The organism is Klebsiella sp. JN_Kp126, from assembly GCF_033843325.1.
Taxonomy (GTDB): domain Bacteria; phylum Pseudomonadota; class Gammaproteobacteria; order Enterobacterales; family Enterobacteriaceae; genus Klebsiella; species Klebsiella michiganensis.
The window spans coordinates 1-20,226 of the sequence record NZ_JAWXQV010000080.1 but is presented as its reverse complement, the minus strand read 5'-3'; the positions used below and the strand labels follow the sequence as shown (position 1 = coordinate 20,226).

At 54.3% G+C, this 20,226-nt stretch carries 19 protein-coding genes; 12 read left to right on the top strand and 7 right to left on the bottom strand.

Features of this window, described 5'->3' with window-relative positions:
• The first annotated feature begins 90 nt into the window (after positions 1 to 90).
• The 4 genes from SIK97_RS19230 to SIK97_RS19215 are packed head-to-tail and all read left to right on the top strand — an operon-like array spanning position 91 to position 4,101.
• Positions 91 to 1,611, top strand: a complete 1,521-nt coding sequence (locus tag SIK97_RS19230; RefSeq protein WP_057173903.1) for an amino acid ABC transporter permease/ATP-binding protein — start codon at positions 91 to 93, stop codon at positions 1,609 to 1,611.
• Between the two features lie 27 nt (positions 1,612 to 1,638).
• Positions 1,639 to 2,511 (top strand): phytanoyl-CoA dioxygenase family protein, encoded by an 873-nt coding sequence (locus tag SIK97_RS19225; RefSeq protein WP_057173904.1) that lies wholly within the window; start codon positions 1,639 to 1,641, stop codon positions 2,509 to 2,511.
• Between the two features lie 23 nt (positions 2,512 to 2,534).
• Positions 2,535 to 3,365: an ABC transporter substrate-binding protein gene (locus SIK97_RS19220; protein ID WP_004121052.1), complete on the top strand. Its 831-nt coding sequence runs from the start codon at positions 2,535 to 2,537 to the stop codon at positions 3,363 to 3,365.
• Positions 3,366 to 3,369: 4 nt separating this feature from the next.
• Positions 3,370 to 4,101: a class II aldolase and adducin N-terminal domain-containing protein gene (locus SIK97_RS19215; RefSeq protein WP_032749322.1), complete on the top strand. Its 732-nt coding sequence runs from the start codon at positions 3,370 to 3,372 to the stop codon at positions 4,099 to 4,101.
• A 156-nt stretch (positions 4,102 to 4,257) separates the two neighbouring features.
• On the opposite strand, the gene SIK97_RS19210 is transcribed toward SIK97_RS19215, so the two are convergent.
• Both SIK97_RS19210 and SIK97_RS19205 read right to left on the bottom strand, forming a co-directional pair.
• Entirely contained in the window at positions 4,258 to 5,757 is a 1,500-nt protein-coding gene (locus SIK97_RS19210; protein ID WP_057173905.1) for an aldehyde dehydrogenase family protein, read from the bottom strand.
• Between the two features lie 239 nt (positions 5,758 to 5,996).
• A complete protein-coding gene (locus tag SIK97_RS19205; RefSeq protein ID WP_057173906.1) occupies positions 5,997 to 6,455 on the bottom strand; it encodes a hypothetical protein in 459 nt (152 codons plus the stop codon).
• A 700-nt stretch (positions 6,456 to 7,155) separates the two neighbouring features.
• Here SIK97_RS19205 and SIK97_RS19200 point away from each other — a divergent pair.
• From SIK97_RS19200 to feaR, 5 genes are all read left to right on the top strand, one after another.
• Positions 7,156 to 7,434 carry a hypothetical protein gene (locus SIK97_RS19200; RefSeq protein ID WP_009652991.1) on the top strand — a complete coding sequence of 93 codons (279 nt, stop codon included), beginning with the start codon at positions 7,156 to 7,158 and terminating at the stop codon, positions 7,432 to 7,434.
• A gap of 118 nt (positions 7,435 to 7,552) precedes the next feature.
• Positions 7,553 to 9,052 carry an amino acid permease gene (locus SIK97_RS19195; protein WP_071957414.1) on the top strand — a complete coding sequence of 500 codons (1,500 nt, stop codon included), beginning with the start codon at positions 7,553 to 7,555 and terminating at the stop codon, positions 9,050 to 9,052.
• 14 nt (positions 9,053 to 9,066) lie between these two features.
• Complete coding sequence (locus tag SIK97_RS19190; RefSeq protein WP_057173908.1) at positions 9,067 to 10,350, top strand: arginine deiminase; 1,284 nt, start codon at positions 9,067 to 9,069, stop codon at positions 10,348 to 10,350.
• 342 nt (positions 10,351 to 10,692) lie between these two features.
• A complete protein-coding gene (locus SIK97_RS19185; protein WP_134896712.1) occupies positions 10,693 to 10,899 on the top strand; it encodes a hypothetical protein in 207 nt (68 codons plus the stop codon).
• Between the two features lie 510 nt (positions 10,900 to 11,409).
• Entirely contained in the window at positions 11,410 to 12,318 is a 909-nt protein-coding gene (gene feaR / locus SIK97_RS19180; protein ID WP_032749332.1) for a transcriptional regulator FeaR, read from the top strand.
• On the opposite strand, the gene SIK97_RS19175 is transcribed toward feaR, so the two are convergent.
• The 3 genes from SIK97_RS19175 to SIK97_RS19165 are packed head-to-tail and all read right to left on the bottom strand — an operon-like array spanning position 12,319 to position 15,474.
• Positions 12,319 to 12,642: a YdbL family protein gene (locus SIK97_RS19175; protein ID WP_014838317.1), complete on the bottom strand. Its 324-nt coding sequence runs from the start codon at positions 12,640 to 12,642 to the stop codon at positions 12,319 to 12,321. It lies immediately after the preceding gene.
• Between the two features lie 7 nt (positions 12,643 to 12,649).
• Complete coding sequence (locus SIK97_RS19170) at positions 12,650 to 12,835, bottom strand: YnbE family lipoprotein (RefSeq protein WP_004121063.1); 186 nt, start codon at positions 12,833 to 12,835, stop codon at positions 12,650 to 12,652.
• Positions 12,835 to 15,474: a YdbH family protein gene (locus tag SIK97_RS19165; RefSeq protein ID WP_049102097.1), complete on the bottom strand. Its 2,640-nt coding sequence runs from the start codon at positions 15,472 to 15,474 to the stop codon at positions 12,835 to 12,837. The genes SIK97_RS19170 and SIK97_RS19165 overlap by 1 nt, the downstream gene beginning before the upstream one ends.
• Positions 15,475 to 15,669: 195 nt before the next feature.
• Between SIK97_RS19165 and SIK97_RS19160 the strand changes: the two genes are divergently transcribed.
• The 3 genes from SIK97_RS19160 to hslJ all read left to right on the top strand — a co-directional run bounded on the left by SIK97_RS19160 (position 15,670) and on the right by hslJ (position 17,872).
• Positions 15,670 to 16,167 carry a DedA family protein gene (locus tag SIK97_RS19160; protein ID WP_004850371.1) on the top strand — a complete coding sequence of 166 codons (498 nt, stop codon included), beginning with the start codon at positions 15,670 to 15,672 and terminating at the stop codon, positions 16,165 to 16,167.
• A 149-nt stretch (positions 16,168 to 16,316) separates the two neighbouring features.
• Entirely contained in the window at positions 16,317 to 17,306 is a 990-nt protein-coding gene (locus tag SIK97_RS19155) for a 2-hydroxyacid dehydrogenase (protein ID WP_004112629.1), read from the top strand.
• Between the two features lie 125 nt (positions 17,307 to 17,431).
• Positions 17,432 to 17,872: a heat shock protein HslJ gene (gene hslJ, locus SIK97_RS19150; RefSeq protein WP_032749338.1), complete on the top strand. Its 441-nt coding sequence runs from the start codon at positions 17,432 to 17,434 to the stop codon at positions 17,870 to 17,872.
• Here hslJ and SIK97_RS19145 read toward each other — a convergent pair.
• Both SIK97_RS19145 and SIK97_RS19140 read right to left on the bottom strand, forming a co-directional pair.
• A complete protein-coding gene (locus SIK97_RS19145) occupies positions 17,869 to 18,141 on the bottom strand; it encodes a DUF333 domain-containing protein (RefSeq protein ID WP_004101621.1) in 273 nt (90 codons plus the stop codon). The genes hslJ and SIK97_RS19145 overlap by 4 nt on opposite strands.
• Positions 18,142 to 18,424: 283 nt before the next feature.
• On the bottom strand, positions 18,425 to 20,226 hold a 1,802-nt coding region (locus SIK97_RS19140), incomplete at its 5' end, for a phage tail tip protein (protein ID WP_319610956.1).

The window sequence follows — 20,226 nt, the reverse complement described above, 5'->3', positions numbered from 1 at the left end:
GTGTCATGGCAAGATGAACGCCGGCGGCTCCCCATTTTAGAACAGGGGAATCGCCTTAATTTCCGTTAATTATGGCGAGTGAAATAGCCCATGACGTTTAACTGGAACTATATGTTAAGCCTGCTCAGCGATGTCGATTTCTGGCAGGCCACCTGGACCGTCATCAAATTAAGTTTGCTGACCTGGGCTTTCAGTATTGTGCTGGGGTTTATTCTGGCGCTGGCCAAACAGTCGCCGCGCAAGCTGTTTAACGCGCCTGCCCGCCTCTATATCTGGCTGTTTCGCAGCATGCCGCTGCTGGTGCTGCTGATTTTTGTCTACAACATGCCGCAGGCGCTGCCCGCCTTCGCGCCGGTGCTGAACGACCCGTTCTGGGCCGGACTGCTGGCGATGGTGCTGAGCGAAGCCGCCTATATTGCTGAAATTCATCGCGGCGGACTGCTGTCGATTCCGAAAGGACAGAGCGAAGCCGCCCGCGCGCTCGGGCTGCGCTATGCCGGCACCCAGTGGCGTGTGGTGATCCCGCAGGCGCTGCGCGTCGCCCTGCCGGCGCTGGCTAATGAGTATATCGCCATCGTCAAGCTCAGCTCGCTGGTGTCGGTTATCTCCCTGACCGAGATCTTAATGGTCGGCCAGCGGCTCTATTCGCAGAATTTCCTCGTCATGGAGACCATGGCGGCGGTGGCGTTTTACTACATCCTGATCGTCACGGTGTTTGATTTCCTGCTTAAGCGCCTCGAGACCTGGCTCGACGTCACCCAGCGTAAGACCACGCGACCGGTGGATGAAGAAATGCAGCAGCTGGCTACCGCGCGGCGTCCGGCAATGGCCCGCAGCGTTAGCGTCGCGCAGGAACCGGCGCTACAGGCTTCAAAGCTGCATAAAGCCTATAACAATGTCGAAGTGCTGGGCGCCGTCAGCCTGCAAATTCAGCCCGGCGAAGTGGTCTCCGTCATCGGCCCGTCCGGCTCCGGTAAAACCACACTGATCCGCCTGCTGAACGGCCTTGAGCAGATTGATAACGGCGAGATCAAAATCAACGGCCAGCCTTTTATTCACCTTGACCGCCAGGGGCAGCAGAAGCCGCGTTTTATGGAGAACAGCGAGCATCGCCAGAATATCGGCATGGTCTTTCAGAGCTTCAACCTGTTCCCCCACCTGACCGTACTCGGCAACCTGCTGCTGGCGCCTCGCTATCACCATCTGGCCAGCGAAGACGAGCTGAAGCAGCACGCCTGCGAACTGCTGCATAAAGTCGGCATGCTGGAACACGCGTGGAAATATCCGCATCAGCTTTCCGGCGGCCAGCAGCAGCGGGTAGCGATTGCCCGCGCTCTGATGATGCGTCCGCAAATTATGCTGTTCGATGAACCCACCTCGGCGCTGGATCCGGAAAAGGTTAACGAGGTTCTGCAGGTTATCGAATCGCTGGCCCATGAAGGTATCACCATGGTGATCGTCACCCATGAGATGAACTTCGCCTTTAAGGTTTCCGATCGAATTGTGTTTATGGAAAAAGGACGCGTGGTCTGCGACGACACGCCTCAGGCAATGCGCGATGGCCAGCATCCGCGCGTGGACGCCTTCCTGAAAGATGTCTCTTTGGCTTAACGCTTCCGTTCCTGAAAGGAGAAAAATATGATCGCGCAGTGGCAAATCGAACAGTTTCATCAGCAGGGTTTTCTGGTTGTTGAAGAGGTGCTCTCCGCCGAGGAGGTGGCTCTGCTGCAGACCGATTTCGACGCATGGGTCGAAGAGAGCCGCCAGCATAGCGAGGCGTGGGGAGAAACCCTGGACGGCCGTCCGCGCTTCGACCTCGAAAGCGATCACGCGCCGAACCACCCCTCGCTGCGCCGGGTCAGTTCGCCCACCGAGATTTCCGCCGCCTACCGCCGCGCCGCGCTTGATTCGAGAATGGCGGCGATTGCCGGCCAGCTGATCGGCGGCAGCGGGACCCGCTTTCATCACAGCAAAATCAACTCCAAACTGCCACACACCGCCACGCAGGTGAAATGGCATCAGGATTTTCTGTTCACTCCCCACAGCAACGACGACATTATCACCGCCCTGCTGATGGTTAGCGAAGTGACGCCGGAAAACGGTCCGCTCAACGTGGTCCCGGGAAGCCACCAGGGGCCGCTGTGGTCCCACTGGCAAAACGATCGTTTTACCGGCGCCGTTGACCCGCAGGTCGAAGAAACCCACTGCCAGCAGCCGCAGGCCTGTTTCGCCCCGGCGGGATCGGTGTGCTTTATGCATACTCGTCTGCTTCACGCCTCCAGCCCCAATGAAACCGACCTGCCGCGGACGCTGTTTATCAGCGTCTACGCGGCGGAAGATGCCCTGCCGTTCGGCGAAAACCCGCTGCCCAGCGCGCACGCCGGGCAGATGGTTGCCGGGGAAGAGAGCGGCCTGGTGCGCAGTACCGTGAATCATTTACGCCTGCCGCAAAAACCGCGCGGCGCATCCTTTTTCGTCCAGCAGGCCGGTACCGATCGCGCCAGCATGTAATTTGCCCACTTTTTGGAGGTTCTATGAAACGTATTAATGCTTTGCGCCCTGCTGTCCTGCTCCTTTGCGCCGCTGGCGCCCTGTCGTCCTTTAGCGCCCTGGCCTTCCAGCAGCCGGGGAAAATTACCGCCGGTTCGGATATGACCTTTTTCCCGTATGAATATATGGAAAACAACAAGCCCGCCGGGTTCGATATCGAGTTTCTTGCCGGGCTGGCGAAAACCATGGGCCGCGAGGCGGTGAATATTGATACCCGGTTTCCGAATTTGATTCCGGGCTTGCAGGGCGGACGCTTCGATATCACCAACTCGTCAATGTACATCACCGCCGAGCGTCTGAAGGTTATCGATATGGTGCCCTATCTGAAAAGCGGCGAAGCGATCCTCGCGCTGAAAGGCAGCGACTATCAGCCGAAAACGCCGGAAGAGTTTTGCGGTCATAAAATTGGCTCTATGGGCGCGACCTCTTGGCTGGCGCAGCTGCAAAAGCTCTCCGCCGACTACTGCGTGAAAAAGGGCCTGAAGCCGATAGCGCTCAGTGAATACACCACCGACCCGCAAACCACCCAGGCGCTGCTCTCGCGGGCGGTTGAGGCACAAATCACCGATGCGGCGGTGGCGCGCGGCGTGATCGACAAGCTTGGCGATCGGGTGACCATCTCTTCCGAAACCTTAATTTATCCGGTGCTCAACGGCTTTGGGGTGAAAAAAGGCAATAGCGAAGTGAAAACCGCGCTGGAGGAAGGACTGAAGAAATACAGCGCGACGCCGGAATACGCCGCGCTGCTGAAGAAATATAACTTCCAGGCGCCGACGCCAGAGGATCTGCAAACTCTGATGCCGAAAGCGGAGTAATCATATGGCCCGCTCTTATGAAGAACAGACGCGTATCGACCTGGCAGCGACCTTTCGCATCATCGCCCATCTCGGGATGCACGAAGCGGTGGCCAACCACTTTAGCGCGGCCATCTCGGCGGACGGCAAAAAATTCCTGCTGAATCCGAAGTGGAAACACTTTTCGCGCATCCGCGCCAGCGACCTGCTGCTGCTGGACGCCGATGATGAAGCCTGCGCCCGGCGAGCGGACGTGGACGCCACGGCGTGGGCGATTCACGGGCAGATCCACCAGCGCCTGCCGGAGGTGCGGGTGGTGCTGCACCTGCATCCGGTGTATACCACCAGCGTTGCTTGCCTCGAGACGCCGCATATCCCGCCGATCGATCAGAACACGGCGCGCTATTTCAATCGGGTAGCCGTCGATAGGTTGTACGGCGGCATGGCGGACACCACGGCGGAAGGCGCGCGTCTGGCGTCGCTGCTGGCCGACAAGCGCCGGGTGCTGATGGGCAACCACGGCGTACTGGTGACCGCGCCGTCGATTGGCGAGGCTTTCGATGATATCTGGACTCTGGAGCGCGCCTGCCAGATTCTGGTGACCGCCTGGTCAACGGGGCAGCCGCTGAAAGTGCTCTCCGATGCGGTGGCGGAGAAAACCGCGCAGGACTGGGAGGGGATCGCCGACTTTTCACGCCAGCATTTTGCAGAGATGAAGCAGATGATGATCGACGCCGACCCGTCCTTGCTGGAGTGACGGTTTACTCCCGGAGAAAGGCGCCACCGGGCATACGGAGATAAGCCGGATTTGAGGTATCGAGGCGCGGATTTTGCCGCAGGACTGGCGACAGAATCCGCAAGTTACGCGCTTGTAGCCCCGGTAAGGCGCCAGCCGCCACCGGGGAAAAGGCGGCTAGTAGCGCACGCAGACCGACTTTGTTTCGCACCAGTCGTCCAGCCAGTCGGGGCCGAAATCGCGACCGGTACCGGACTGCTTCATGCCGCCGAACGGCAGGTTGGCGTCGATCAGCGTATGGCTGTTGACCCACACCGTCCCCGCCTGCAGGCGATCGGTATAGCTCAGCGCCTGGCTCAGGTCGCGGGTCCAGACGCTGGCGGTCAGGCCAAAATCGCTGTCGTTGGCCAGGCGCAGCGCCTCTTCCCCGTCGGCCACGCGTACCAGGTTCACCACCGGACCGAAAACCTCTTCCCGGCTAAGGCGCAGCCCGGCGTCGGGATTAATCACCAGCGTTGGCGCAATATAGTAGCCCTGCGCATTCGGCCCCACGTTACCGCTAATCAGCTCTGCCTTCTGCTGACGGGCTTCATCAAGATAGGCCGCCACTTTTGCGCAGTGCGCCTGCGACACTACCGGGTTAATCTGGCTGCTCTCGAGCATACCGGGCCCGACCTGTAGCGACTTCACCGCCTGCTCGAAGCCGCTCACCAGCGTATCGAACAGCGGCGCTTCGATATAAATTCGCGAACTGGCGGCGCACACCTGCCCCTGATTCAGAAAGCTACCGGTCATTAATCCCTCAATCACCCACTGCGGATCGGCATCTTTCAGCACGATGGCCGGGTTCTTGCCGCCCAGCTCCAGCGTGACCCGGGTCAGGCGGTCAGCGGCCGCGCGGGCAATCTGTTTACCGGTAGCGGTCGATCCGGTAAAGCTCACCTTGGCGACCTGAGGATGAGAGATCAGCGCCGCTCCGCACCCGGCGCCGCTGCCGGTCACCACGTTAAAAACGCCGTCCGGCACGCCGGCCTCGGTTGCCAGTTCCGCCACCCGCAGCAGAGTCAACGGCGTGGTTTCCGACGGCTTAATGACGATCGAGCAGCCAGCCGCCAGCGCGGGCATCACTTTCCACATGCCGATCATCAGCGGGAAATTCCACGGCACGATCCCGGCTACCACGCCCACCGGCTCTTTTTTGGTCCACGCCTGATAGCGTGCGCCCTGCGGGAAGGGGATCGATACGTCGAGGGTGCGGCCGCTGATTTTAGTGGTCAGTCCGGCGGTATAGCGCATCCAGTTCAGCGTGCAGCCCACTTCAAAGGCGCGGGAAATGTTAATCGATTTCCCCTGTTCAAGGGTCTCCAGCTGCGCCAGCTCCTCGCCGTGCTGCTCCACCAGGTCGGCGAAGCGCAGCAGGATCCGCTCGCGGTCGGCGGGCGTCCGCCCTGCCCAACTGCGGGAAACGAAAGCGCGCCAGGCGGACATCACCGCCCGATCGACATCCGCGGCGTTAGCATCCGCGGTGCTGGCGATAGCCTGACCGGTGGCCGGATCCCAGACGGTTAAGCGCTTTTCGCTCTCTGCCGCCTGCTGCGCACCGTCGAGATACAACCCATGCTGTCTGTCTAAAAACTGCTGCACGCTGGCGAGTAGCGCGACCTGTGATGTGGACATACCCCTTCCTTATTGTTCACGGATAGTGGTTTCAGTTTATGCCGGGGTCGCGATTCACGCTTTTTTCTCTGTGACATTCGCTGTTGCCGCTGTGACAGGCGCCGCAATTAAGTTGATTGGGTGGACAGGTATACATTATTGGAAAACGCCCGCTGGCCAGGCCTGATTGAGATGCCCGAGAACACATTCAATGACGATATCCTCTCTTGCCGTTATATTAACCTTGATACGCTACTCATTTATCCTGGCAAAATGACAATATTGCCGCGTCGATAGGCGACCTTGACTCTCTGTCCGACGAAAAAAGGCGTTCCTCTTGTTGGCTGGACAACAACAAAATCACGTCCATCAGTGGGTCTGATAAACAATTCAACAAGCTGGCTACGGGCCAACCGCCTCTGTATCGCTTGCCCGGCCAACACGCCAGCGGCGGCAACACCCACTATCGCCTGGCGCTGACCAGTAAGGGTATGTCCGGTAATACCGCCGAGAGCCCCGCCGCTAACTGTACCTACGGTATTGTAACCCGTATCGTTTTGAATAGTTATATAGTTTACACCCGTAACAATGCCATATGATGGGGGAGATTCTTGTTCATAAAAGGTATTTCCCATATCATCATTGGCATCAATCGAAGGTCCTCTACACCCGACGATTGTGAGTAAAAAAATCACAGAAAGGATGATATTCCGGCGCATTAACCCTGTCACTCATAACAATTATGAAATATTGCAACAACCATGCAAATAGCCGTCCCGTTGAAATTCATCAAAATATAAGCAATGCCTGATTTCAGCGTATAAATAGCACCCATTGTACTGAGCGTGGCATTTTCAACCGATATCGATTCAACATTCTACAATCGCAGACAGGATCGTTGATGTCATATCACACGCCTGACAAGACTCTCTTTGTTAGTTTAATAACTAAACTACACGTAAGATAAAATCACGATACCATGCCTTATTAAACAATTCATAAACGACCCTCTATGGTCTTTTAATATACGTTAAATTGATTCTGATCAAAGAGCCTGCCCCCTTTGTTTAATATCCGTTTAATATAGATTACTAACATCTGATTAATAAAACGAAAGTCAATTGTGTGAACATTATGAAAAATAAACCGAAGAGAAAGAAAAGCATCAACGGCATTGTATTTATCGCGTTCATTATAGTGAATGCATTAATGCTAACCATCAGTATTTATACTCTATATTTTAGTTCCTCATCCCCGTTCACTGAACATCGAATGCGTCACGATACGGCATTCTGGATAGGTGCGATTAAAAACATCGCATTACTAAGCGGCCTATGGATTTTCGTAGATGTCATTTTCTCCATTTTTTTCTACTTAAAGTCGAAATTTCGTTAAAAACACTTTATAAAAGGGTTTGATATGTTGTTTATTATAGCCTGGCTTATCGCCATGGGCACCAGTGAACTGTTATTGTGGTCTTACGGCTACCTTCACCTTATTTCCCCCGTGCTTTATATCTCGCTATGCATTATGTTTATCTATCAACGCAGAAAAATTCATAAAAATAAAGACCTCAACTTCTATGAGAAAAAAATAGAGTCTATGCGAATGGGCATAATGTTTGTTCTGTCTATGCTGGTGATGCTGGCCATCACTGTCAATATCCGTTTTTTCACGCTGATTTATACCGGACTTTAGCATTATATGAAGTTTCATCTGACGGGATGCCACCTCATTTTATCGGTATGGACTTACGCAGAGAGTCTGCGGTGAGAAGCGTTTTTATCATTAATTTATATGAGCAAGATATTCAATCATGAATAAATCAGATGCAAAGCTGTCTTTGCCTGCGCTGACCGCGTTGGTGGTCGGTTCGATGATTGGTGCAGGAATATTTTCACTTCCCGCCACTTTCGGGCGCGCAGCGGGCGGGCTTGCTGCCATCATCGCGTGGTGTATCGCTGGCGGGGGAATGTTAACCCTCGCCCTGGTCTTTCAGACTCTGGCGATAAGAAAACCGCATCTGGATTCGGGTATATTTATTTACGCTAAAGAAGGCTTTGGGAATTACCTTGGGTTTACTTCCGCGCTCGGTTTTTGGGCGGGGACCTGTATCGGCAACGTGTCTTATTTTGTGCTGATAAAATCAACCCTCGGCACATTCTCCCCCATCTTCGGCGATGGCAATACTTTATACGCGATACTCACTGCTTCTGTTGTCCTGTGGTGTTTCCATATCCTGGTATTAAGGGGCGTCAAAGAAGCTGCAATTATTAATACGGTGGTCACCTGGGCCAAGATCATACCGATAGGTGTCTTTATTGTCGTTCTTATGTTCGCGTTCAATGCTGACATTTTCACCGTTAACTTCTGGGGGGTACCCGACATCAGGGATATTCACTCCCATACCCTGTCTGAAGGATACCATGACCTTGTGCACTATATCGCCGCGCCTGACAATGAGCACGAGTCTTTATTTTCGCAGGTCCGCAATACTATGCTGGTGACGGTATTCGTCTTTCTCGGGATAGAGGGAGCGAGCGTGTATTCCCGTCTGGCGAAAAAACGTAGCCATATCGGTACCGCCACGGTGTTCGGTTTTATCGGTGTCCTGTGCATTCTGTGTCTGGTCACTCTCCTCTCATATGGGGTACTTTTACGACCGGAGCTTGCCGCGCTACGTCAACCCTCGATGGCCGGCGTACTGGAGACAATTGTCGGTCGTCCGGGGATGATTTTTATCAGTATTGGCCTGGTCATATCGGTTTTAGGCGCCTATCTCTCCTGGTCATTACTGGCAGCAGAAGTGTTATACAGCGCAGCAAAATCCGGATTGATGCCAAAAGTATTGGCTAAAGAGAACGCTAACCGGGTCCCCTATAAGGCTGTCTGGCTGACCAACATATTTATTCAGGTCTTTTTAATCATCACGCTGTTCACCGACTACGCCTTCCAGCTGGCACTGGAGTTAACCAGCTCGCTGACGTTAATTCCTTATTTCCTCGTCAGCGCATATGCTTTAAAGCTTGCGTTAACCGGGGAATCCTACTCCGGCTCGGCAACAGAGATAAGGAAGGGGCTGATACTTTCCGCCATTGCCCTGATTTATTCGCTGATGATGATTTACGCTGGTGGCGTAAAATATCTTTTACTTTCTACCATTATTTACGGTCCGGGAACCATTCTTTACTATTTCGCGAGAAAAGAGAATTTGGCGAAAGTTTTCACCAGGCATGAGCTTCTTCTGTTTGCCATGCTGATGTCAGGAGCCATCATCGGTATCTATGCAATCGCAACGGGACTCATTCAAATTTAATAAACGGAAATATTATGCTTACTGAAAATAAAAACACATCACCCGCCTTTGGCGTTTATTCAGAGGTCGGTAAATTAAAAAAAGTTATGGTATGTTCACCGGGGATGGCGCATGAACGCCTTACTCCGGGGAACTGTGACCGTATGTTGTTTGACGATGTTCTGTGGGTAGCGAACGCCAAACGCGATCACTTCGATTTTATGAATAAAATGCGTGAGCGCGAGGTTGAGGTTGTTGAGTTCCATCAATTGCTGGAAGAAACGGTAAAAAATCCTCTGGCGCGAAAATGGATTCTGGATTTACAAGTGGTACCTGATGAAGTCCCCTTGAGTCTGATAGACGAAACGCGAGACTTTCTCGATAATATTTCCGCCCGCGAACTCGCGCAGACTCTACTTGGCGGCCTTTCAACGCTGGAACTGCTACACGCCTCAGGCGGAAAATACGATAAAGAAGAATGCAGACTTGTCCACGCCGCTATCGCACAGAGTCAGTACCTGCTTCCTCCTTTACCTAACGCGCTTTACACCCGCGATACCACCTGCTGGATCAATGGCGGCGTTACTCTTAATCCCCTCTACTGGCCAGCCCGCCATGAAGAGACGGTGCTTGCGACTGCCGTTTACCGGTTCCATCCTGATTTCGCTGGCAAGGTTAACGTGTGGTACGGCGATCCAACGGTCCACCACGGTACGGCTACCCTTGAAGGTGGTGACGTAATGCCGATTGGTAATAAAACAGTGTTAATTGGCATGAGCGAGCGCACCTCTTACCAGGCGATAGCACAGCTTGCGCAAGCGCTTTTTGCGAATCCGCATTCGGGGATAGAGAGGGTGATGATTGCCGCCATGCCGAAGCTACGAGCCGCGATGCATCTTGATACCGTTTTTACCTTCTGCGACCGGGACCTCGTCACGCTTTATCCACCTATTGTTAATCAAATCAAAACATTTTCATTGCGACCTGATGAAAGATCGCCCCACGGAATACGCTTAACCAGGGATGAAGATAATTTTGTAGACGCGGTAGCCCACGCGCTAAATCTGAAACAATTAAGAGTTGTGGAAACAGCCGGTAATGACTACGACATGGAACGTCAGCAGTGGGATAGCGGCGCGAATATGGTTGCGCTTGAGCCTGGCGTGGTCGTGGCCTATGACCGAAATACCAAGACTAATGCACAACTGCGGAAAAGCGGCGTTGAGGTGATCACCATTGTTGGCAGCGAACTAGGTCGCGGTCGCGGCGGCGGTCACTGCATGACCTGCCCCATTATTCGCGAGCCCATTGATTATTAATCGTAAATATAATTCCTTTTATCATTCTGCGAGAGTCGCCAGCAGGGTGGTAAAGGTATAATCACTATCATGATACACAGTGCTGGAATAATAATATTATTCCAGCACTGATTCATTAATGCCATGCAGATTATATTATGATATCGACAACAGTTGCGGATAACATCCCCCAGACAGGGATTGCGCTCGATTGTATTTTATCTAATATAGATTTCAGAAGCATTTTATACATTTACAAAGATAAACAAAGGCTGAAATAAATTCTCTCCTGGTGATGCTAATATCCACTCAGCATTTATGAATAACAGGAAACGTCTGCAAAAATTCAGACAGGAGAATTTTATGGAAAAATCCACGTTAACACCATTTGGTGTAAAACAATCATCGCAGAGACCCGAGCCTCAGGAGCGTCAAGCGAAACAGCTAGACCAACTTTGGACAAGACGTAAAAATGCAGTAGCGAGTGATAAATCATGGGCAAGATCTGGGTTTGATGCGCCTGGCGATTCTATGCAAAATAGTGCAACAGGTCCCCATATTTTTGAGTGAGCCTATAATATAACGACTCCGTATTATATTGGCACGCATCAATATTTCGAACATTAATGTGACCCTATAGTCATGAAGAGTATAGCATGATGCACATGTAATTAATCGCATTCCCCATTGTAATATTATCAGGATATAGCTTCCTATATTCAGAAAGTGCCCAAGGCATCCCCGTCTGATTTCATTTGCTCACTGCAATATATCGGTGGGCGTTAGAAATTCTGTGTCATTCCTGAACATTCCAGTCATAGAGGGATGACACAACCCTCCTTCAATGTTAACAACGTGCTATTTCTTGTTTGCCCCGCCGCTAATCATATCTTCTTTTATTTTTAGCCTGTTAAATTTCATAACGGATTTGCGGTGACCGAGTAAACGTGTTACGTAATATTTTTTTATAATAATACTGTGATCCAGGTAATAGTTCTTTCATATACTCCGCCGTTGACCCTTGCCTCCGGCATCATAAGTGCAACAATGCAAAAACATTATTATTACAAGGGATGCGCGATGAGTACGGCAAATCGTGGGCAGAACTACCAGCATTGGTTAGCAAAAATCAATCAGGTCTGCGGGCAGTTTGCCGCCCGTCCGCTGGCTGATAATTTCCACGGTGAGATCGACGCCAGCTATGCCGGCGACCTGAAAGTCAGCACGGTGACCGCCCGCGGCATTAATCTTTATCGCACCCGACAAGAGATCCAGCGCGATAACGACGCCTGGTTTTATACCGTCTTCCAGCTCGCGGGCCAGGCGACGATCGAGCAGGATGGCCGCCAGGCGATGCTGGAAAGCGGCGATATCACCCTGATCGACGCGTCTCGTCCCTGTTCCATTATCTGGCAGCAAACCTCGCGTCAGGCCTCCCTGCTGCTGCCAAGATCGCTGCTGGAGCAACAGCTGCGCGGCAGCGAAATCAGCATCGCTACCCGGCTGGCGAAAAGCCTGCCGATGGTCCAGCTCAGCCAGCGCCTGCTGCATGAAAGCATGAACAGCCCTGAACTCTCGGCCAGCGAAAGCAAAGCGGCGCTGGAGGCCATCGTCTGCCTGCTGCGCCCGATGCTGCATCACCAGGAGGCCCAGCCGTCCCGGCGCGATAAGCAGTTTCAGAAAATCATGGCGTTAATCGATGAGTCGATTCAGGCGGAACATCTGCGCCCGGAGTGGCTGGCCAGCGAAACCGGCATGTCGGTGCGCAGCCTCTATCGGCTGTTTGCGGAAAAGGGGCTGGTGGTGGCGCAATATATCAAGAATCGTCGGCTCGATTTGTGCGCCCGCGCGCTGCAAAGCGCCCATGATGACGAAAAGCTGGCGGGGATCGGCTACAGCTGGGGCTTCAGCGATCATAGCCATTTTTCCACCGCCTTTAAGCAGCGCTTCGGCGTCTCGCCGGGGGAGTATCGCAAGCGCTGCCGATAGCTATTTTTTCAGCCATTTGCCGTTAAGGCCCTTCACGTACTCGCCCGGCTGCGCCCTGGCGACCAGCTTCTGACCGGCCATTTTCGCCACCTGATCCACCGGTAGATTATTGTCATCCGCCAGCTGCTGATAGCTGTCGCTGCGGGCGGCGTTGATCTGCTTCACCAGCTCAAGGGTTTCTTTATCCTGACGCAGCGGTTCAAGATAGCCGTTGAGGGTTTCGCCGACCCGCCCCTGCTGGCGAGCCTCATTCAGGGTCAGGGCCTGCGCCTGAGCGCTGAACAGCACCAGCGCCAGCGCGGCGGTTATCAGTCGTATTCTCATCATCGCCTCAGAACAGATCGCTACGCGATTTGAGCAGATTCTCAACGTCTTTATCCAGCTTGATATGAATTTCATGCTCAATTTTGACGTTCATATTGATGGTGATCGGCTCTTTCGATGCCGCGATTTCAATACGCGGCGTACAGCCCGCCAGCAGCGCGGTGGCCAGAAAGGCGGCGAATAGTTTGATCATTATTGTTGTTCCTTACAGGTATGACTGTCCTGACAGCGCGGCGCGGGCAGCCTGGCGTTCTGCTCCAGCCACGCCTGCAGATTGTCGCCGAAACGCAAGCTGCGCCACAGGTCAAAAATATTCTCTTCATGGGAGTAGTTTAAGTGCACCGTATTGCTTTTGCCTTCTACCCGGCTGGTGCCGCTAATCGTCGCCTTCAGCGTCAGTACGCCGAGGTTATCGAGGTTGATCCGCGTCCACGAGGTGGCCACTTCCATATAGCGCAGCCAGTTAATGGCCGCCCCGGCGGAGACGTTGTCGGCCACCAGCGCGTCAGCGGTGTCTTTATCAAGACGCATCGTCATCGGCCCCGGATTGCTGAACCAGCCGTCCTTGATAATCCATTTATCGTTATCCAGCCACAGCGGCAGCGCGCCGTTAAACGGGCCGGACACGGCGAACTGCTTCACTTTAATCGCGCTAATTAACTCGCTGCTGGAGATATTTTGCAGACGCAGCAGCGCCGGATCGTGCTGCGGCATCCGCAGCTGCTGCATGGTCAGCTTGCCGCCGAGAATATCGACGCTGACGTTGCTCAACTGTAAAGGTGCGTCTTCACTCCAGGGCCAGGCGCCCTGGAGATCCGCCGTCAGATTGCGCGCGGTGAACTGGTTGACGACTTCGCCGATGCGCAGCGATACCGGATGGCGGGTGCCAAGCTGCCAGGTGCCGCCGCTAAAGCGGAACGGCAGCACAAAATCGACGCCGTTGATCTGGTTATCCGGCATCCAGGCGCTGCCGTCTTTGAGCACACCGTGACCGCCCGCCTCGAAGCCCTGTTCGGCGGCGGCAGAGAATGCCACCTGCGCGTAGAGCGTTCCCTCACGCAGGTTCATCTTCCACTCCGGCGGCACCAACGGCTGGAAAACGGTCAGCGACTGTTTTGGCCACCACGCCTCGCCGCGCAGACGTTCGCCGTCCCAGCGCCCGGTCACGCGCACGGGGCCAATTTTTTGCGCATGCAGGGAGCCGCTGAACCGGAACCGGGTCGGATCGCGGCCATCAATGTTGAACTTAAGCGTTGACGGCGGCAGTTCGCTGCCGCCGCTGAAGGTGGTTTTCCCGGCATCCAGCGACAGCGCGCCGGTCAGTTTAGGATGCTGCTCATCGCGCAGCCAGTGGATCGGTTTTTCCAGCGTCAGGCGCGGGGTACTCACCAGCATGGATCCATACTGCAGCTTATCGAAGCCGGTCGACAGGCTGTTGAGCACAATGGCGCTATCAACCCATTCGCCCGCGCCTTTAACATCCCAGCGCGCCTGCATCGGGGTGAAATGGCCATCGCCCCAGTAGCGCCACTGCCAGCGGCCGCGGTCGGGCATAAAGTTGTCGGCCTGGCCATCAAGATGCAGGATAAAATCCCCCATCTCCTGCTCATGGGCGCGCAGAATAGCCTGCAGGCGGCCATCAACGCCCTGTTGCGTCACTTTAACGCCCGCCAGCGGCCAGCGGATTTCATCGATATTCAACGAATCGATGACCCGCCCGCGCGAACGCAGCAGCGCGCCGGGGTGAAAATTGAGCACCGGCGCGGTAAGCGGCCCGCTCAGCTGCGCGGGCAGTCGGGCATAAAAAATCAGATCGCCGAGCTTGGCCTCGCCGGTCAGCTGTAGCGGCATGTCGCTGCTGTCCATGCTCAGCTTACCGGGGCCGATATTCAGCACGGCGTTGCCCTTCCCGGCCTGGCCCTGAGTGAGCACGTTAAGACGCCCGCTGACCTGCATCTGCTCGGTGCCCTGCTGCCAGTTGCCCAGCGAAAGCGCAACCCGGCCGCTCAACGCGTTGCCCGCGTATTCGGTGTGCCAGCGGCCATCGCTGATGACGATACGATCCGGGGTGATTTCCCACGGCAGGTCAAGCATCGGCTCCACTTCACCGCGCGGCGTGACCAGCAGCTGCCCGCGGTTCTTCTGCCACTCCAGCTCGGCATCGACAAGACCGGGGGTTTGTGGAAATTCAAAGGTGCTGAACAGGTGGCCGTCGACCGGCAAACCGTCCGGCACCAGCGGCATCTGAAACTCGCCCACCAGCTTCACCGGCGCCTGGTCTTCCACCAGACGCGCGGAAAAATCGCTGACCGTCAGCGCCTGGCCGCGCAGCCGCGCCTGGAGGGTAACCTCTTTACCGGCATAGCCGATATCCTGCTGCTGTGGCGTTAGCGACATCACCAGCCGCCCCTGCCATTTCTCCCACGGCGACAGGCGCAGATTGTCAATCGTCAGCCAGCTGTAAGGGAGCATTGATTGCCATTCGGCGAGGGTTTTCGGCGCCCCCGGCGCGGCTTCGCTTTCCGGAAGCTTGTTCAGGCAGGCGCTGTTTATATCCAGCTCGCTGATATGTAAACGCCAGCGGCTGGGACGCGAGAGCGAGGCATTGGCGACGCGCGCGATTTCGCAGTCGCCGACCAGGTAGCGCAGATCCGGAATACGCAGCGCGGAGCGCGTCAGTCGCGGGCTTTCATTAAGTGAGATTCGGGTTCCCGCCGGTAGCCAGATACCTGCCAGCGTGGGCACCCAGTGGGTGAGCGTTAATAGCAAAGCCAGCGGTAGCAGCACGAGGGCTAATAATAGCGCGATGGCGGCTTTATATTTACCCTTCATGGGCAGCTAATATCCTGATTCGAAATAAGTAAAAGCCGAGAGGCCGCTATTGTGGCACGTTCGACCTGTGAGTTAAAGTTTCCATCCCGTTTAAGCGTAGTCGCCGCCATGTGATTCACCAGCCGGCTATTTAACCGGGGTTTAGTTTTCGCCTGCGACACTGGTTCACACCTGCGAACGTAAACGGATGGTGCTGTGGACTTAATTATCTCGCTGATGGAATACGCTCAGAGCCGCTATTCATTGGTATTGCTGATGGTTTTCCTGCTGACGTTCACGAAATCTTGCGCCGTTATCTCGCTGCTGATCCCCGGCACCTCCGGACTGCTGCTGTTCGGTACCCTGGCATCGGCCAGCGTCGGCCATTTTTTGTTAATGTGGATGAGCGCCAGCCTCGGCGCCATCGGCGGATTCTGGCTCTCGTGGCTGACGGGCTACCGCTACCGGCACCATCTGCATCGTATCCGCTGGCTTAATGCCGAACGCCTCGCTCGCGGCCAGCTGTTCCTGCGCCGCCACGGCGCGTGGGCGGTCTTTTTTAGCCGCTTTCTCTCTCCGCTGCGCGCCACCGTGCCGCTGGTCACCGGCGCCAGCGGGACCTCTCTCTGGCAGTTTCAGCTCGCTAACGTCAGTTCAGGTTTACTCTGGCCGCTGGTCCTGCTGGCGCCAGGGGCGCTGAGCCTCAACTTTTAATGAAACGTATTGTCTTTTAAAGAGATTTCTTAACTCTACGATATGCTCTAGAATTAATACTATAACCTGCTGATTAAACTAGTTTTTAACATTTGTAAGATTATTTTAATTATGCTACCGTGACGGTATTATCACTGGAGAAAAGTCTTATGAAAATCGCTGTATACAGTACGAAACAGTACGACAAGAAGTATCTGCAGCACGTCAATGATGCATACGGCTTTGAACTGGAATTTTTTGACTTCCTGCTAACCGAAAAAACCGCCAAAACCGCCAACGGCTGTGAAGCGGTGTGCATCTTCGTAAACGATGACGGTAGCCGCCCGGTACTCGAAGAACTGAAAGCCCACGGCGTGAAGTACATCGCGCTGCGCTGCGCGGGGTTCAACAACGTTGATCTCGATGCCGCGAAAGAGCTGGGCCTGCGCGTGGTGCGCGTCCCCGCCTACTCGCCGGAAGCGGTCGCAGAGCACGCGATCGGCATGATGATGTCGCTAAACCGCCGCATTCATCGCGCCTATCAGCGCACCCGCGACGCGAACTTCTCCCTTGAAGGGCTAACCGGTTTCACCATGCACGGTAAAACCGCCGGAGTTATCGGTACCGGTAAAATCGGCGTCGCCGCGCTGCGCATTCTGAAAGGCTTCGGTATGCGTTTGCTGGCGTTTGATCCCTACCCAAGCGCCGCCGCGCTGGATATGGGCGTGGAGTATGTCGATCTTGAAACCCTGTACAGAGAGTCTGACGTTATCTCTCTGCACTGCCCGCTGACTGATGAAAACTACCATTTGCTGAACCATGCCGCGTTCGATCGCATGAAAGACGGGGTGATGATCATCAACACCAGCCGCGGCGCGCTCATCGATTCGCAGGCAGCGATCGACGCCCTGAAGCATCAGAAAATTGGTGCGCTGGGGATGGACGTATATGAGAACGAACGCGATCTGTTCTTTGAAGATAAGTCTAATGACGTGATTCAGGATGATGTGTTCCGCCGTCTCTCCGCCTGCCATAACGTCCTGTTTACCGGTCACCAGGCGTTTCTGACCGCGGAAGCGCTGATCAGCATTTCACAAACCACCCTCGACAACCTGCGTCAGGTGGATGCTGGCGAAACCTGCCCTAACGCGCTGGTCTGATATTCCTTTCCCTTTTGTGCTCCTCCTCTGCGGGGGGCACATTCAGATAATCCCCACAGTAATCGCCTGCGATAAAGTTACAATTCCCTTCATTTATTAATACGATAAATATTTATGGAGATTAAATGAACAAGTTTGCTGCGCTGCTGGCGGCGGGAATGTTGCTATCGGGCTGCGTTTATAACAGCAAGGTGTCAACCAGAGCGGAACAGCTTCAGCATCACCGTTTTGTGCTGACCAGCGTTAACGGGCAGCCGCTGAATGCCGCGGAGAAGCCGCAGGAGCTGAGCTTCGGCGAAAAGATGCCCATTACGGGCAAGATGTCTGTTTCAGGTAATATGTGCAACCGCTTCAGCGGCACGGGCAAAGTCTCTGACGGCGAGCTGAAGGTTGAAGAGCTGGCGATGACCCGCATGCTCTGCACGGACTCGCAGCTGAACGCGCTGGACGCCACGCTGAGCAAAATGCTGCGCGAAGGCGCGCAGGTCGACCTGACGGAAACGCAGCTGACGCTGGCGACCGCCGACCAGACGCTGGTGTATAAGCTCGCCGACCTGATGAATTAATAGTTACCGCAGCTTCCGCCTGCCAGCGCCTGCTCGCTGCAGCGCTTGCCGTTCGGCAATGCGCACATGCCGATAGCGGAGCCATCAAGCTGGCGGGCGACCGATAACGAGCCGCCAACCATGGCGCAGTTTGCCTGGCCGGAGCTGCTCATCGCGGCACGCATTCCCGGCGACACGTGCGCCGCCGTTGCCTGCTGAACAGGTTCATCATTGCTACTACACGCCGACAGTAACAGCGCAGCACATCCCACTAAAAACGCAGCTCGCATCTTCTCTCCCCTCAGATACATCTTAAAATGAACAAGCCTAAGGATAATAGGCAGCTCAGCGCGCCGCGTCGAGAGGCGAAGTACGTATTTATGCGCTGTATTAACATTTATTAGCAAATTTTTTGGTCGCTTTTATTCATCCTCAGTTTCAGAACGCAAAGCGCCCTCACTATGTCATCCATGATGAGGGCGCCGTTTCGGTTTGTATTTCAGGCTATTAAATTTAACTCACTGCGCAATCCGTGGTCTGGTAAATCACCACCTTAGAACAGAGCTTAGCCTTTTAATCACTTGAAACACCTCGAATAATATTTGAATTACGCATAACAAACGCGTGAAAACGTGACAAGATTACACCCGTCATACCACCGTTTCTGTCCAGATAGTACCCATAACGCACAACAGTCTGGCCGGTACCTGGCGGAACGATGAAATCCATTGATTGAATTTCCATACTCCCATTTTCCTGCTTATATAAAACGCCATCAATAGAGAGCGCACAGGTCATGGGGCCACCACCCGAAGTAGCGCCGGTACCCAGCATGAGAATACAGTACCCTAGTTTACCCATACTCAACGAGCCACCTTCATAACTCTTGTACTCCATACCTGCCGTTAATTTACCTCCACCCGTAATATTAATTGAGTCGTCCTGGCGAAGCGCGCCTAAAAGCTGCACTCGTTGCTCGAACGGCTGGCGATCAACAGCAAGCAAATCGAACCAGGCCCATTGTGCTTTCGCAATTCGACGGGAGCGGTGCTGAGCAATATTGATTGCCCACGAGCCGACGTCTCCAATAATCTTATTAGCCCTTACGGTGCCCAGGATATTACAACTCTCATTAATAACTACATTATTTAAAGTACCTGTATCAGCCTGAATTTCACCGCGAACCACAACGTTATTGAATTCACTACTTCCGCTCTTGGTAATACTCCAGCCTCTCCATCCGGCCACATAATTAGTAGAGGAAAGTCGATCTGTGATTTTGGCAATATCAATCGCGCCGTTTTTAATTCGTGCCGAATCAATATACAGCTCGTTACCTTCCGCAATCATCACCGGCACGGCGGTTTTGCTGTTGCGGTTAAACAGTGAAAAGCGGTCTGCATAGAGGAGCATGTCACTGGTGGAGCCGTCGCTCCCTAACACGATCCCCGCACCAACCTTCTTACCGTTATTTGTTTCAACCTTAATGGAGTATGTCGAGTTAACCTTGCCGTTTGTATCCGACAGAGTCTGTCCCTGGGCCTGTACGGTCGAGGATAACGTACCGACGGTACTATTCAGGCTGGTCAGGCTGCTGGCTGTTGATTCGATTTTATCTTCAGCACTGGTCACCCGACTGGACAATGTATTGACTGCTCCAGCATCAGCTTTACCACTAAGGGAGCTCTGCAGACTGGTTATTTGCTGGCTGTGTGCCGTGATTTTAGTCTCAGCATTCGTTACGCGGGTAGTCAGTCCACTGACAGCTGTGGTACTGGCATCAGCTACATCCAGTGCTTTCTGAGCATCGGTCACATCCGTAATGACAATATCGTCAATATACAGATCGTAACCTGGCGTTCCGCTACCCGTCGCTCCGCGTGTGGAAATCCATACCACACCGCGCGTCCTGCCGGTTCCGTTCATCCGCGCCTTGCCGTTGAACTTCACCCACTTCCCGCGCTCGCCCAGGCCACTTTCCGTTATGGTGACCGCCCCCTGCCAACTGTTCTGCCCTGCCGCATTCTGACCCTGAATGCCGACTATCGTCTGCCAGCCCGTCGACGGGGACTGGTCTGCCGGCATCATTGCCCACAGCTCAACACTGTACACGGCATTCTCGCGGATACTCGACCATGGCCCTATCTGCTTGTCGCTGTTGCCGCCGTTATTCGCCTCACGGCGCAGCCTCAGGCTCCTGCTGCCGTTAAATTTCTGCGCCGTGGTCACGATTGCGCCGCTGCCGCTTATCTGCTGACCATCCGCATAGCTTTCCAGCGAGCCATCAAACCACGGGTTGGAGACCTGGTTGCGCAGCGTGCTGATGCTTCCGGACAGCGAGGTGATGCTTTCTGACTGCGTGGTCAGCGTGTTTT